This window comes from Aliiroseovarius pelagivivens (genome assembly GCF_900302485.1).
Classification (GTDB): domain Bacteria; phylum Pseudomonadota; class Alphaproteobacteria; order Rhodobacterales; family Rhodobacteraceae; genus Aliiroseovarius; species Aliiroseovarius pelagivivens.
Genome location: NZ_OMOI01000001.1, coordinates 1,769,819 through 1,783,464 on the forward strand (window position 1 = coordinate 1,769,819; position 13,646 = coordinate 1,783,464).

A 13,646-nucleotide genomic window follows, 5' to 3' on the forward strand; every position below is an offset into this window, starting at 1 on the left:
GTCGGATCAACCGCGACGTTGATCCGGATGCAGGCTTGCGCCCAGAATATGGTTCGAATTGTGGATCACCTGACTGGCATGACCAACGATCAGCGGATCGGGTGCACGGACCAGATCATAGTCCTTGTCCGGGTAATCAACCGTCGACAGGAAGTGGCGCATGCATTCCAGACGCGCACGTTTCTTGTCGTTCGATTTGATGATGGTCCATGGCGCATCAGCAGTGTGCGTATAGAAGAACATCGCTTCTTTCGCTTCCGTATAGTCGTCCCATTTAGACAGAGACGCCAGATCGACCGGGCTGAGCTTCCAACGCTTCAATGGGTCATCTTTGCGGCTGTCAAAGCGGCGTTTCTGCTCTTCACGGGTGACCGAGAACCAATACTTGTACAGGCGAATGCCCGAACGGGTCAGCATGCGCTCGTATTCAGGTGTCTGGCGCATGAACTCCAAGTATTCGCTTGGGTTACAGAAACCCATCACGCGCTCAACACCCGCGCGGTTGTACCATGAGCGGTCATAGAAGACCATTTCGCCTTCAGTGGGAAGCTGGCTGATGTAACGCTGATAGAACCACTGGCCACGTTCTTCATCGGTGGGCTTGTTCAGCGCAACAACGCGCGCTTCGCGAGGGTTCAGGTGCTCCATAAAGCGTTTGATCGTGCCGCCCTTGCCGGCCGCATCACGGCCTTCAAACAACAGTACGAATTTCTGACCCGTTTCGCCAACCCAGCGCTGCACCTTCAAAAGCTCAGCCTGCAGGCGGGCTTTTTCGGCCTCGTATTCCTTGCGACCAAGCTTGGTGTCATAGGGATACTTGCCGTTCTCAAAGGTCTCGCGGATCTGGTCAGCACTCACCTTCGGGAACGGTTTGGGCTCGGCTTTGACTTCAGCAGCGGGCTTGGCAGCTACTTTTGCTGCATTTTTTGGCGTACTGGTACGGGTCTGATTCACACTCATTCGCATCTCTCCTTGATTGTCCGGTTTGCCTTTACCAAGTCAGCCCGCACCGCGCCTTGATCCGCATCAATGAATCCGAAGATGTTCAGACAAATCCCACACAAAAGCTGCGAAAAAGGCCCACCTATAGGAGGGCCTTTCTACAAGAGTGTCAGACGGGTTTATCGGTGCGCAGCGTCACATGCGCCGTCCCGCGTACGGGCTTGGACCACTTCAACTGGGCCAGCTTCGCACCAGTACCCTGATTCACCAAAACATGCGGATTGTCCCAGACCTGATTGTTTGACCCATCTCGCAGATCACCTTCGATCACCACGGACGAGACCGTCCGGGCATTCCCACCAAACGGGAAATAGGCCGAACCATCCAAGCTCCAGGTGCTGGCCTCTGTATTCTGATTGAACTCGAGGGTCACAGGCGAAATTGTGCGCTGATCGACCCCGACGAAGGCGTTGTTCTGGAAGGTCACGTCGCGCATGCTCCAACCGTTCAAGGTTCCATGAGTCGTTGAAACACTTTCGACGCGATCAACCCGCCCGTTCAACGACCGAAAGGTGTTGTTGCTGACGTGTAAGCCCGACAGATAGTGCCCCGTCCCGAACGGCTTGATCATAATCCACGTGAACCACGAAGCGACGTCATTGGCGGTGAAAATGTTGTCGGTGATCGTCATCCCACCGAAGGCATACTCGTTGCTGAAGTCCGGCTCCGAGTCATGCTCGTTGTTCCATTCGATCATACAATTGTCGATGTAATTGCCGGTCAGAACCGTTTTGTTGTTCTCAAGCGTAAACACAATGCCCGCAACGCGCGGACCATCGGTCACTTCATCCCCTTGGTACAGATGGTTGCCCTGAATGATATGGCCCGAGCCATACATCACCATCGATGTCCCCATACGCTGGAATTGAGAATCCCGGATTTTCGAGTCGTTGGCGTTTACATTCACTGCTACCGACACACGATCCGTCGCGGTCAGGCTTTGCTCGGCCGAGATGAACTGACATCGGTCTACATGAAGCCCCTGACAGGCCCGTCCGATCGAACTGATCCCGTGGTTCTTCGGTTTGATGAAGTGGCAATCCTCGAACACCATGTTCTCGCCGTTGCGCGCCAGCATCACCGCCGAGGCATGCGCGTTGCACTGGAACTCGACCTCGATCAGGTTCATGCGCCGCAACTCGGCGAAACCGCCGAAATCCAGAACATATTTGTGGCGGGTGAACGTATAGGTCTGGTTGGGATCCGCGCCCCACAGTGGGCGGCTTAGCTCAAGCTCTTCTGCGCTGACATCAACCGATTTCACATACACTTCGCGCCCGACGCCATTGCCGGTGACAACCGATCCCGGCTGGATAGCTGAAATCCCCGGCACATTGGTCAGTTTGTTTGGATTGGCGGGGCTGTACTGCGCCGCCGAGGTCGTTACGTCTTCATCCCAAGGCGCGCCGCCGATGACGTAGAACTGGCCATTGCGGATCGCACGCCGGATCAGGAAGGTGTCCGATGTCGCATATGCCTCTTGCATATCGATGGGTTCAGTCACGTCGATGCGTCGGCCGCACATATCCAGAACCTTGTGGTCGGCATAGTGCAGCAACGCCTGAAACGCCTTGCGAAAGCCCAGAAGTTCGCTGCCGAAGGCGTCGATATAGGTGGGAAGATCGAAGCTCCGTGTCAGCGACAGATACACATTGTCCGCCATCGTCACCGTGCCCTCGAAACGAATATCGGTATGCAGGGTTAGATTTGCGCCGATATGAAATACCCCGTCAGGCACCAACAGGGTGCGACCACCCGAAGCGGCGTCGGCGGCCTCGAACGCGGCATGGTCATCGGTGACACCATCCCCGGCGGCACCAAAGTCGCGCACATCGACCCAATCCATCATGTCGCGCAGATAGGCGCCGGTGACATCCTCGACGATCATATCGTCAATGCGCACCGCGGCCCCGTTTGACCCAGTCAAATCCAGCCCGATATGGGCATAGGCCACATCTTCGCCCCAGACCATATCAACGCTCGACCGGCTACCCGACCCGATGATCGCCGAGACCTCGACCACTTCGCCATACGCTGTCAGGGGCACGTCCGGCCCGGTTTCGACATACCCGCCCGCATGTCCCCCGCCCGACAAGCTGGGACGCGTCGCGATACGGACCGACGGCAACGGCCCCGAGATCGCCTTGACCCGCGCACGCACCCGCAAATAACAGCCCTGTTCGAACGGTGTTTGCCCCATATAGCGCAGCGTCTGAGTATTCTGGTCCTTGAACAGCTCAAGACAGCTGTCGAAATCCTGATCCGCCGGAACGATGGCCGCATTACCCGCCCCGTCATAGGTCAGGCTGCCGGGGGTGCCGTCCTCGCTTGACCAGACATCCAGCCCATCCGTAAATTCAGGCGGCATGAACACCACCCCTTCGGTAATCGCCTTATTCATCAGGTTCCCTTTCAGGTCGAAATCCACGCAAAGCCCCGCGCAGACGCGAAGGACGCGCAGGACGGGGCGAGAAACGCCAAAAGAGGTAAATGCCTGGAGTTAACGAGCGTTAAGGCAGGCGTGCGTTGCACGAGAGCCAGAATAGAAAACGGCGCCCGATCACTCGGACGCCGTTCATTATTTCAGTGACCTAGAAGGTCTTACTTCACCAGCTCTCCGGCCAGCGCCTTGTCGATCAGGGCGGCGGTTTCCGCGGCGCCGTACAGGGCAGCAAACCCACCAAAGCGCGGACCTTGGCTGGCACCCAGAAGCACCTCATAGAGCGCCTTGAACCAGTCGCGCAGGTTTTCGAACCCATGCAGCTTGCCCAGTGCGAAAACGACCGATTGCAGGAACTCGTCCGAGTGGAAATTGACCTCGGGCAGCGGGTCTTCATTGCCCATCATCTCGTTCTTGCGGGCAATCGCGTCCAGCGCAACGTCACCATCGCGCAGCGCACGCGCCAGCTCTTCCAGTGCGCCACGTTCTTGATCTGTGGGCAGGCGGAAGACTTTCTCGGGTTCTACAAAGTCCTCATAGTACTTCACCGCATAGCCTGCCGCCGCATCCAGATCAGGATGCGTTTCCGGCGACGCATCCGGCGCATAACGCTGGATGAAGCCCCAAAGCTGCGCCTTGTCATGGGCATGTGCCACCGACGCCAAGTTCAGCAGCATCGAGAACGGAACGACCAAATTCGACACTGGCACATCGCCCCCGTGGATATGCCAAACCGGGTTGTTCAACTGCTGCTTCAGATCTTGCTTGTGATACGCGTTCAGCTGCTGGTGGTATTCGTCCATCGCCTTGGGGATCACATCGAAATGCATCCGCTTGGCGGTCTTGGGCTTGAGATACATGAAGTACGCAAGGCTTTCAGTCGACGCATACTTCAACCAATCATCAATCGAAATCCCGTTGCCCGAGGTCTTCGAGATCTTCTGCCCATTGGCATCGAGGAACAGCTCATAGGTGAAATGCTCCGGCGCACGCCAGCCCAGAATGCGGCAGATCTTGTCATAGATCGGCGTGTTGGTGGAGTGGTCCTTGCCGTACATCTCGAAATCGACTTCCAGCGCGGCCCAGCGCGCCCCGAAATCGGGTTTCCACTGAAGCTTCACATTGCCGCCGGTCACGGGCAGCGTCCATTCTTTACCATCCTCATCATCGAAGGTGATGGTGTGGTTCTCGGCATTCACCTCTTTCATCGGCACGTACAGAACGCGGCCGGTTTCGGGGTGGATCGGCAGGAAGATCGAATACGTCTGGCGACGCTCTTCACGCAGTGATTTCAGCATCACCTCCATGACCTCGTCATATTTCTCGACGGCGCGCTTCAGCACCTCATCAAACTGGCCCGACTGATAAAACTCTTGGGCCGAGTAAAAGTCGTATTTGAACCCGAACGTATCAAGAAAGCGGCGCAGCATGGCGTTATTGTGATGACCAAAGCTTTCATGCGTACCAAACGGATCCGGCACGCTGGTCAGTGGTTTTTGCAGATGCTCATGCAGGCTTTCGGAGTTTGGCACATTGCCCGGCACCTTGCGCATCCCGTCCAGATCGTCCGAGAAACAGATCAGCTTGGTCGGAATGTCCGATATCACCTCGAACGCGCGCTGGATCATCGTTGTCCGCGCAACTTCGCCAAAGGTGCCGATATGGGGCAGTCCCGATGGGCCATAACCCGTTTCAAACAGCACATGTCCCTTTTCAGGTGCGCCCTTCTGATAGCGTTTAAGCACCCGGCGCGCTTCTTCAAAGGGCCAGGCTTTCGACGCCATCGCGGCGTCGCGCATTTCAGGGCTGATCTGATCAGTCATCTGCTGTTTCCTTTATCTCTCGGCACATATTCGCACCATTTAGGGGCCGATTGCCCCTAGGGTCCACTCCCTATTGCCTAGGGGGGCTGGGGTCAATATTCTGCACTGCAACAGAGGAGCAATTCCAAGTGCAAGACATTCCCCATTCCCTGACCCCTCAGGACAGCCTGATCGCCGTAATGATGGCGGTTTCCGCTTCGGATGAACAAGTTACATCCGCCGAACTTTTGACGATTGAACGGATCGTCAATCACCTGCCCGTCTTCGCAACCTATGACCCGGACCGTTTCAAGACCGTGTCACAGACCGTATTTGACCTATTCGCCGTCGAAGATGGATTGGATGCGCTCTTTGGTCTTGTGCGTGACAACCTGCCGGAAAACCTGTGGGAAACCGCTTATGCGCTGGCCTGTGACGTAGCTGCCGCTGATGGTGTCCTGCAAGGCCCGGAACTGCGCATCCTCGAAGAAATCCGGTACGAGCTGAACATCGATCGCCTTCACGCCGCCGCCATCGAACGTGGTGCGCGCGCCCGTCACATGACGATCTAAGGCAACAGCCATTCCTAGAACATCATAAAGGGGCCACGTGGCCCCTTGTTGGCCTGATATAGCCTTCCGTTTTGCGTGTCCGAAAAGACACCACGCGTGCGTGATCAACACGCATCTTGAAGCGTTGCAAACCCGGGCCCATATCCGGCGTCAATGTCACATCGCAGCAACTTCGAAGAGCACTGCGTCTCGGCTTCCGTCTCTTTGAATGATTTAAACTTGGGGAAAACCATGTTGCAGGATTTTAAAATCACCAAACGCTGGCCCGCCACACGGCCAGACGTCATCCAACTCTACTCTCTGCCGACACCAAACGGCGTGAAGGCCTCGGCGATGCTGGAAGAAACCGGCCTGCCATACGAGGCGCATCGCGTTTCGATCATGGATGGCGACCAGTTCACGCCCGAGTATCTGTCGCTGAACCCCAACAACAAGATCCCCGCAATCATTGACCCCAATGGCCCCGACGGAAAGCCTCTGCCTCTGTGGGAAACCGGCGCGATTTTGATCTACCTTGCTGAAAAATCTGGCAAATTCCTTCCCACTGACCCAGCGAAACGCGCCGAAGTTATCCAGTGGCTGATGTGGCAGATGGGCGGATTTGGTCCAATGTTGGGACAGTTCGGATTCTTCTATGCCTATGGCGGGAAAGACATCGAGGACAAACGCCCGCTGGAACGTTACCAGACTGAGGCCAAGCGCCTGTTGAGCGTTCTGGACAACCGTCTTGACGGACGCGAGGTCGTGGCCGGTGACGAATACTCCATCGCAGACATCGCCATCTGGCCTTGGGTCCGCGCACTGTTTACCGGTTACAATGCGGGTGAAGCGCTGGAGCTTGAGAGCTTCTCGAACGTGCTGCGTTGGCACACCATGTGCGCAGATCGTCCGGCGTCTAAAATCGCCGTAGATATGCCGCCGAAGCCCTGAAAAAGCTGAATAATATGAAACAACACAAGGGGCCCCACGGCCCCTTTTTCATGTTCCGAACAACACTGACCAGCGGGCAATCAGGTCGTGCTGCAATCGCCGCGACCTGCGGCTCCACCCGCGAGCGCCTTGCGGGCGTTCCCGGAACGCTTTCTGAATTGCCTCCCTTCGCTCCATATCAGCAGTGAAGATGGCAAAGGCCAGCTCGCGCCCATTTGGCAAAGTGACATATCCCGCCAGTGAGGACACGAAGTTCAGCGTGCCCGTCTTGGCGCGGATTGTGTGACTTCCGCCGCCGGGCACCAGCTCGGATTTGGGTGGGATGGTCTTCAACAGCGGCGCAAGATCCCCGTCTGGACCCAATGTAATCAAAGCCTTAACCATATCTCTTGCAGTCACGATCGACTGGTCGCTCAATCCGCTGTGATCGGCAAACTTCAAACGACGGGTGCCCAATGCCTGTTTCGCCCAGTCCGACATTATCGCCGCTGATCCCGCCAGGTCTTCTGGTGTACCGCCCACATCCACACTTGCCGCCATGCCCACGACTTCGGCTGTTAGGTTGGTCGAGTATTTCAGCATTCCTTGCACAATTTCAGTGACCTGAGCGGAGGAATACGTAACCAGAACTTCGCCGATCGGCGCTCCGTCTTGTGCCAATGGGCGCGGCAGTTTCACTCCCTGCCCGCGCGCCAGAACCTGAAAGACCTCGCCCGCATAAATGTCAGGCCGCCGAACCGGCAACCAGCGTGAACCGCCCTTGCCCAAGGCCGCCCGCGCGACCGTCCAGCTGTCGACGCCTGCTGCATCCTTGTAGGTGAAAATGGGGGATTTGCGATCAACAACCTCCATCCGGGCCACTTTTACCGCAGGTCGCAGCGTTTCCGACCGGGCGTCCATCGCCACATTCCAGCCCTGCCCTTCTCGCTTCCATTCGAAATGCACGCGATTGAAGTTCAGGTTCAGCCCGGAAATGGACGGATTGTACCCCAAATGATCGGGCTGTCCCGGATCGATCACACGCTGATAGGGCAGATACGCACCGTTCACATGGAACTTGCCGGTGATCCCCGTCACACCTTTCGCGCGCAGATCTTTCGCCAATTGTGAAAGGGCATCCGTGTCCAGCGTCGGGTCCGCCCCGCCCACAAGGATCAGGTCCCCCTGAATGACGCCGCTCTGCACTGCTCCTGTCGCCATCAATCGGGTTTGAAAGCGATGCGTCCCGCCAAGCGTCGACAGGGCATACGCCCCGGTGATCGCCTTTGCCACGCTGGCAGGCGGCAAGGGTAGAACGGGGTTGTGAACCTCAAGAACCTCGCCGCTTCGCGCGTCCGCCACCATGAAACCAAGCTTCCCGCCAAGACCTGCGTCGGCCATCAAGGCATCGGCGGATGGCAGGCCGTTTTTGGCGTAGTCACCCGGCTTTGGAGCAGGAAAAAGCGACGTGACGGGGGCGTTGGCAAAGGCAGGCAGCCCTGCCCCAGCCCCTAGGCCCGCCAGAAATGCGCGTCTTGAGAAAGAGATCGTCATGAAGCGAGTTAACCCTCTGACTTCTGGGCAATCAAGCTAGAAACCCACGCCTCGGCATGTTCTTTCTGATAGGTCTACCAGTCGCCGCGTGCCCGGATCTGGGAAGACGAGACATCCAGCATCGGCACATTTACCAAAGACCACGCGGGCGCCTCGGACACACGCAGTTTCGCGGCCTCCCGCCCTGTGATCCGGGCCGAGCGGAACCGGCGCGCTGCCTTCGACATGCGCGCCGCACCCCGATCCCCCGGACGGGCCAAGATGCCAACAGGCACGTTCGACATGATCCAGTCCCAGCGTTCCCACCGATGGAAATCGGCCAAATTATCAGCCCCCATCAGCCAAACGAAGCGCACACCGGGATAGAGCGCGATCAGCGCTTCCAACGTCTCGGCCGTATACCGCGTGCCTGTGTGTGCCTCGATCTGCGTGATCTTCACGCGCGGGTGCTGCATGACGGCTTGCGCATGGGACACCCGTTGCGCAAGAGGCGCCGGACCCGACGTTTTCAACGGATTGCCGGGCGTCACAAGCCACCAGACCTGATCCAACCCGAACCGCTTCAACGCCTCATGCGTGATATGCACATGCCCTTCATGGGCTGGATCAAACGACCCGCCCAATAGGCCAATAACCTGCCCTGCCCGTGCATATGGAAAATCGTGACGCATCGCCCACCTGCTAAAACCGCAACTTCCCTAGCGTGCGGCAATTGCCCTCGTCCAGCGAAATCGCTATTTGCATGGAATGCGCGCAAATCACTTGCGCGAAAAGGAACAACGGGCAGATGCCCACTCAACGGAGCATTCACATGGCCGCTTATCAATATGTCTACCACATGGACGGTGTCTCAAAGACCTATCCGGGTGGCAAGAAATGCTTTGAAAATATCCGCCTCAGCTTCCTGCCTGGCGTGAAAATCGGCGTGGTCGGTGTAAACGGCACCGGTAAATCGACGCTGATGCGCATCATGGCTGGCATCGACAAGGAATTTCAGGGCGAGGCATGGGCCGCCGAAGGCGCCAAGGTTGGCTATCTTCCGCAGGAGCCCGAGCTGGACGCATCGATGGATGTGCGCGGCAACGTGATGCTGGGCGTGGCCGAAAAGAAGGCCATTCTTGAACGCTATAACGAATTGGCCATGAACTACTCGGACGAAACCGCCGACGAGATGGCCAAGCTGCAGGACGAGATCGACGCCCAGAACCTTTGGGATCTGGATGCGCAGATCGACGTGTCGATGGAGGCGCTGCGCTGCCCCCCCGATGACGCCGACGTCACAACGCTCTCGGGTGGTGAGAAACGCCGCGTTGCGCTGTGCAAGCTGCTGCTTGAAGCGCCCGATATGCTGCTGCTCGACGAACCGACCAACCACTTGGACGCGGAAACCATCGCGTGGCTGCAACAGCACCTGATCGACTACAAAGGCACCATCCTGATCGTCACCCACGACCGTTACTTCCTGGATGATATTACCAGCTGGATCCTTGAACTCGACCGTGGCTCGGGCATTCCCTACGAAGGCAACTACTCGGCGTGGCTGGAACAGAAGGCCAAACGCCTGTCGCAGGAAGCGCGCGAAGACAAATCCAAGCAGAAAACGCTCGAACGCGAATTGGAATGGATGCAGCAGGGCCAGAAAGCCCGTCAGGCTAAATCCAAGGCCCGTATCGCCGCCTATAACGAGATGGCAGGCCAGTCCGAGCGTGACAAAGTCGGCCGTGCGCAGATCGTCATTCCCAACGGCCCCCGTCTGGGTGGCAAGGTGATCGAGGTCGAAGGCCTGAAGAAACACATGGGTGACAAGCTGCTGATCGAGAACCTCGACTTCTCGTTGCCCCCCGGCGGCATCGTCGGCGTGATCGGTCCGAACGGCGCGGGTAAATCGACGCTGTTCAAGATGCTCACCGGTCAGGAACAACCTGATGAGGGCACCGTGGAACTGGGCGACACCGTGAAACTGTCCTATGTCGACCAGTCCCGCGATGACCTGAACGCGAACGAGACCGTCTGGGAAGCCATTTCCGGCGGGGCCGAGATCATCGAACTGGGCGACGCGCAGGTGAACTCCCGCGCATATTGTTCTAGCTTCAACTTCAAGGGTGGCGATCAGCAGAAAAAGCTGAACCTGCTGTCAGGTGGTGAGCGCAACCGCGTGCACATGGCACGCCTGTTGAAAGAGGGCGGCAATGTGCTCCTCCTCGACGAACCGACCAACGACTTGGACGTGGAGACCCTGCGCGCCCTCGAAGACGCACTGGTGGACTTCGCCGGCTGCGCCGTCGTCATCTCGCACGACCGCTTCTTCCTTGACCGCATCTGTACCCACATCCTGGCCTTCGAAGGCGACGCCCATGTGGAGTGGTTCGAAGGCAATTTCGAGGACTACGAAGAGGACAAGAAGCGCCGGCTGGGACCGGACGCGCTGGAGCCTAAGCGTCTGAAGCATAAGAAGTTTACGAGATAAGAGAGCGGCCCCTTCGGGGGCCGTTGCTATTCAAACTCGACTACAGCGCTAGATGGTTAGTCACCATCGTCTTGGTGATTTCGCAGAACAAACTTAACCTCTTCGCTGATCATTTCCGCGAGCTGCGACGAATGTTTGAACTTAGTCACAAATCTTGAATCTTGTTCAACTAGATAGTCAATCGCAGACAAATGGTCATTCTCAAGTTTTGTGCGGTTAATAGCTCCGCTATCAAGCCCTTGGACTAGCATCTGGGCGATTTCAGTTCGTGATGGAGCATTTGGCGAGAAGCTACTTCGTGCCAGCGCGTTTCTTGTTGAGAGCCTCGGCATCGCAATTTGATTCTCAAGTCTTCGCAACTGACCACGGAGACTATTAAACTCACTTGCCCAGAATTCCTTTTCAGTAACCTCTGTGGTATCCAAACCAGCAACTTTGAACTTCCCAAAGTGCTTAAGGAAGGTGGTGTACTCTGGATCAGATGACTTTTCAAAAGTTGCTATCATCTTCTGTGATAGCTTCTCTTTGAATGCGAGAACATCGTTGTATCTAAGGTCTCGGCGATACTCTAGGTGCTCGATGGGCGAAGTATCGAAACTGTAGGTCGTCTTGTCATCCTTGAGAACAATTGCTGGCTTGTCAAAGGCGAGCCTTAAACCCAGTTCGAACATAACATTTGCGTTCTTTGCACTAACATCGCACACAACGATATCCGCATCGTAAAGATTCTGCACAATACGCTGCTGAATGACGCCTACATCATCAGATTCGCTGACTAGCTCGGCATCGAATCCTGCAGAATCCGCTGCCTCTTTTACAATACCAAGCACTTCGGCCCAGTGGTGGGGGGAACAACCATCGATATCTGAGATCGGCATTACAATACCGCAAATCGGCTTCTTCTTCTCGTCGATTTTTCTGCTTTCAGCAGTTGTTCGTTTGGCCATAATTCACTCCCCTGCAACCATCTCCACTCAGCGTTGTAGCGCCCCTCGTCAACATATTCAATAAGTTGAGCTCAACTATCCGCCGCCCCAAAACCTAGCCTCATCCCCCACCCCTTGCTAAGCTTCCCCTATTAAGAAGAGGGGAAACATTATGAAAAGAAGGGGTTTTCTTGCGCTGATGGGCGCTGGGGTTTTGATGGCATGTGCACGACCGGGAGTGCTCGGGCTTGCTCCGAACACAACGCTGATCATGGTTCGGCATGGCGACCGCACAGGTCCGAACCTGAATGTCACAGGACGCGCGCGGGCGCAGGCTTTGGTGGGCGCGCTGGACGGGATCCATGTCGACGCGATCTATGCACCCAGTGTGCAGCGCAATCTGGACACGGCGCAGCCTTTGGCCACGGACCGCGATTTGCCGATCAACCGGCTGCCCGCCAATGGAATGGCGACACGCCTCATCAACGAATCCGCCGGAAGAACCGTGGTCTGGGTCGGCAACAAGGGCAACTTGCGCGAAATCTGGGAAGCCTTGGGCGCAGGCGGAGAGCCGCCGCTGAACTACGGCGACCTGTTCACCGTGACGGCCAACCGCTTCGGCATGTTGCGGATCGACCGGCGCCAGCACGGGCCGGCGGTCTAGTCTTTCTCCACCGGTACCGGATTGCCATCATCATCCAGTGAGACGAAGACGAACACGCCCTCGGTCACTTTGTGCTTGGACCGGCCACGGTCACGTTCCGACCACGCTTCCAGCGTGATCGCCATCGACGTGCGCCCGACCTTCGTGACCTCGCCATAAAGGCACAGCACGTCACCCACTTTGACCGGAGAGATGAACTTCATCGCGTCCACCGCCACGGTTGCCACGCGTCCGCCAGCGTATTCCGCCGCCAGCACGCCGCCCGCGATGTCCATTTGGGACAGCACCCAACCGCCGAAGATGTCTCCGGCCACGTTGGTGTCCTTTGGCATGGCAAGTGTGCGCAGGATGATGTCGCCTTCGGGGGCGGATTGGGTGTCGGACATGAAAAGCCTCGTTCATTGCTTACCCATGGGTAAGCCGCACCAAGTCCCTGCGCAAGGACGCCCTTACGTTATTCCTGGGTCAGGCCGCACGGGCGACGTTATAAAGCTCGTTCAGAAGATCCAGAAGCGTTTCCATTTTATCGGTTCCGAACTTTTCTTCCAGGTCTTCATAAATCCCGGCAGCCTTCTGCGACATGGCGCTGTATTTCTCGCGGCCCACTTCTGTGATCTGTACGCGGCGGCGGCGGGCGTCGGTGTCTTCAATCCGTTCGATCAGCCCGCGTTCCGTCAGCGTTTTCAGGATGCGTGACAGGCTGGGGGGCATCAGGACGCACCGTTCAGCCAGCTCAGTGGCGCAGCAGGCTTTGCCTTCGGCCAGCACCCGGATGACGCGCCATTGCTGTACGGTCAGGCCGATATCATCGAGTTCCTGACGGAAGGGTTTGAGGGTCGCCTCACGAGCGTGAAGCAGAGCCAGAGGCAGCGCGCGATCGAGTTTCTTCATCATTGTCAGTCCTTTCGCGGATGGCCGCGTGGATCGTGCTCCAACCTTTACGGCTGAAGCGGGTTTCGATTTCCTGAACCTCGAGACTGAGAATGAAGGGCGTGTCGCCCATCTGCGGGCGCAGCGCGTCCTCAACCGCGCTGTAAAGGGTGTCGGCGATGGCCTCGCGCGTAGCCTCGTCCCGTCCCTGCCCTAGTCTGAGGATCATATCCAGGAAGTGATACCCGCCTGCCCCATCGCCGATGGCGTCGATGTCAGCTTCAAACCCGCGGACACGGATACCGCCAATGGGACATTTCCCGGTGGCGACCAGTGTGGTGCGCATGGTTTCGGCAAGGCCCGGCAAGTTTGCCAGTTGGCTCAACCCGTTGCTGAATTCGAAAGACAGGTGTGGCATGTTCACTCCTTAACACTGGTAG

The 13,646-nt window shown here is 57.2% G+C and carries 13 protein-coding genes; 4 read left to right on the forward strand and 9 right to left on the reverse strand.

Features of this window, described 5'->3' with window-relative positions; all coding sequences use genetic code 11:
* Positions 1 to 6: 6 nt before the first annotated feature.
* The 3 genes from ppk2 to ALP8811_RS08685 form a co-directional block, all read right to left on the reverse strand.
* A complete protein-coding gene (ppk2, locus tag ALP8811_RS08675) occupies positions 7 to 960 on the reverse strand; it encodes a polyphosphate kinase 2 (RefSeq protein ID WP_108856718.1) in 954 nt (317 codons plus the stop codon).
* Positions 961 to 1,111: 151 nt separating this feature from the next.
* Positions 1,112 to 3,403 carry a right-handed parallel beta-helix repeat-containing protein gene (locus ALP8811_RS08680; RefSeq protein WP_108857490.1) on the reverse strand — a complete coding sequence of 764 codons (2,292 nt, stop codon included), beginning with the start codon at positions 3,401 to 3,403 and terminating at the stop codon, positions 1,112 to 1,114.
* A gap of 200 nt (positions 3,404 to 3,603) precedes the next feature.
* A complete protein-coding gene (locus tag ALP8811_RS08685; RefSeq protein ID WP_108856719.1) occupies positions 3,604 to 5,265 on the reverse strand; it encodes a lysine--tRNA ligase in 1,662 nt (553 codons plus the stop codon).
* 128 nt (positions 5,266 to 5,393) lie between these two features.
* Here ALP8811_RS08685 and ALP8811_RS08690 point away from each other — a divergent pair, with 128 nt between their 5' ends.
* Both ALP8811_RS08690 and ALP8811_RS08695 read left to right on the forward strand, forming a co-directional pair.
* Complete coding sequence (locus tag ALP8811_RS08690) at positions 5,394 to 5,816, forward strand: tellurite resistance TerB family protein (RefSeq protein WP_108856720.1); 423 nt, start codon at positions 5,394 to 5,396, stop codon at positions 5,814 to 5,816.
* Positions 5,817 to 6,047: 231 nt separating this feature from the next.
* A complete protein-coding gene (locus ALP8811_RS08695; protein WP_108856721.1) occupies positions 6,048 to 6,746 on the forward strand; it encodes a glutathione binding-like protein in 699 nt (232 codons plus the stop codon).
* A gap of 48 nt (positions 6,747 to 6,794) precedes the next feature.
* On the opposite strand, the gene dacB is transcribed toward ALP8811_RS08695, so the two are convergent.
* Both dacB and ALP8811_RS08705 read right to left on the reverse strand, forming a co-directional pair.
* Positions 6,795 to 8,279, reverse strand: a complete 1,485-nt coding sequence (dacB, locus tag ALP8811_RS08700) for a D-alanyl-D-alanine carboxypeptidase/D-alanyl-D-alanine endopeptidase (RefSeq protein WP_108856722.1) — start codon at positions 8,277 to 8,279, stop codon at positions 6,795 to 6,797.
* A gap of 74 nt (positions 8,280 to 8,353) precedes the next feature.
* On the reverse strand, positions 8,354 to 8,950 hold the full coding sequence (locus ALP8811_RS08705) for a nicotinate-nucleotide adenylyltransferase (RefSeq protein WP_108856723.1): 597 nt from the start codon (positions 8,948 to 8,950) through the stop codon (positions 8,354 to 8,356).
* A gap of 140 nt (positions 8,951 to 9,090) precedes the next feature.
* Between ALP8811_RS08705 and ettA the strand changes: the two genes are divergently transcribed.
* Entirely contained in the window at positions 9,091 to 10,746 is a 1,656-nt protein-coding gene (gene ettA / locus ALP8811_RS08710) for an energy-dependent translational throttle protein EttA (RefSeq protein ID WP_108856724.1), read from the forward strand.
* A gap of 56 nt (positions 10,747 to 10,802) precedes the next feature.
* Here the strand turns inward: ettA and ALP8811_RS08715 are convergent, their stop codons facing one another.
* Positions 10,803 to 11,693 (reverse strand): RNA helicase, encoded by an 891-nt coding sequence (locus ALP8811_RS08715; protein ID WP_108856725.1) that lies wholly within the window; start codon positions 11,691 to 11,693, stop codon positions 10,803 to 10,805.
* Between the two features lie 151 nt (positions 11,694 to 11,844).
* Here ALP8811_RS08715 and ALP8811_RS08720 point away from each other — a divergent pair, with 151 nt between their 5' ends.
* The gene (locus ALP8811_RS08720) at positions 11,845 to 12,336 is read left to right on the forward strand and encodes a histidine phosphatase family protein (protein ID WP_108856726.1); all 492 of its coding nucleotides are present in this window, start codon (positions 11,845 to 11,847) and stop codon (positions 12,334 to 12,336) included.
* Here ALP8811_RS08720 and ALP8811_RS08725 read toward each other — a convergent pair.
* From ALP8811_RS08725 to ALP8811_RS08735, 3 genes are all read right to left on the reverse strand, one after another.
* Entirely contained in the window at positions 12,333 to 12,722 is a 390-nt protein-coding gene (locus ALP8811_RS08725; protein WP_108856727.1) for an acyl-CoA thioesterase, read from the reverse strand. The genes ALP8811_RS08720 and ALP8811_RS08725 overlap by 4 nt on opposite strands.
* A gap of 79 nt (positions 12,723 to 12,801) precedes the next feature.
* The gene (gene hpaR / locus ALP8811_RS08730; RefSeq protein ID WP_181363724.1) at positions 12,802 to 13,227 is read right to left on the reverse strand and encodes a homoprotocatechuate degradation operon regulator HpaR; all 426 of its coding nucleotides are present in this window, start codon (positions 13,225 to 13,227) and stop codon (positions 12,802 to 12,804) included.
* Complete coding sequence (locus ALP8811_RS08735; RefSeq protein ID WP_108856729.1) at positions 13,178 to 13,624, reverse strand: 5-carboxymethyl-2-hydroxymuconate Delta-isomerase; 447 nt, start codon at positions 13,622 to 13,624, stop codon at positions 13,178 to 13,180. Before ALP8811_RS08735 ends, hpaR begins: the two co-directional genes overlap by 50 nt.
* Positions 13,625 to 13,646 lie beyond the last annotated feature (22 nt).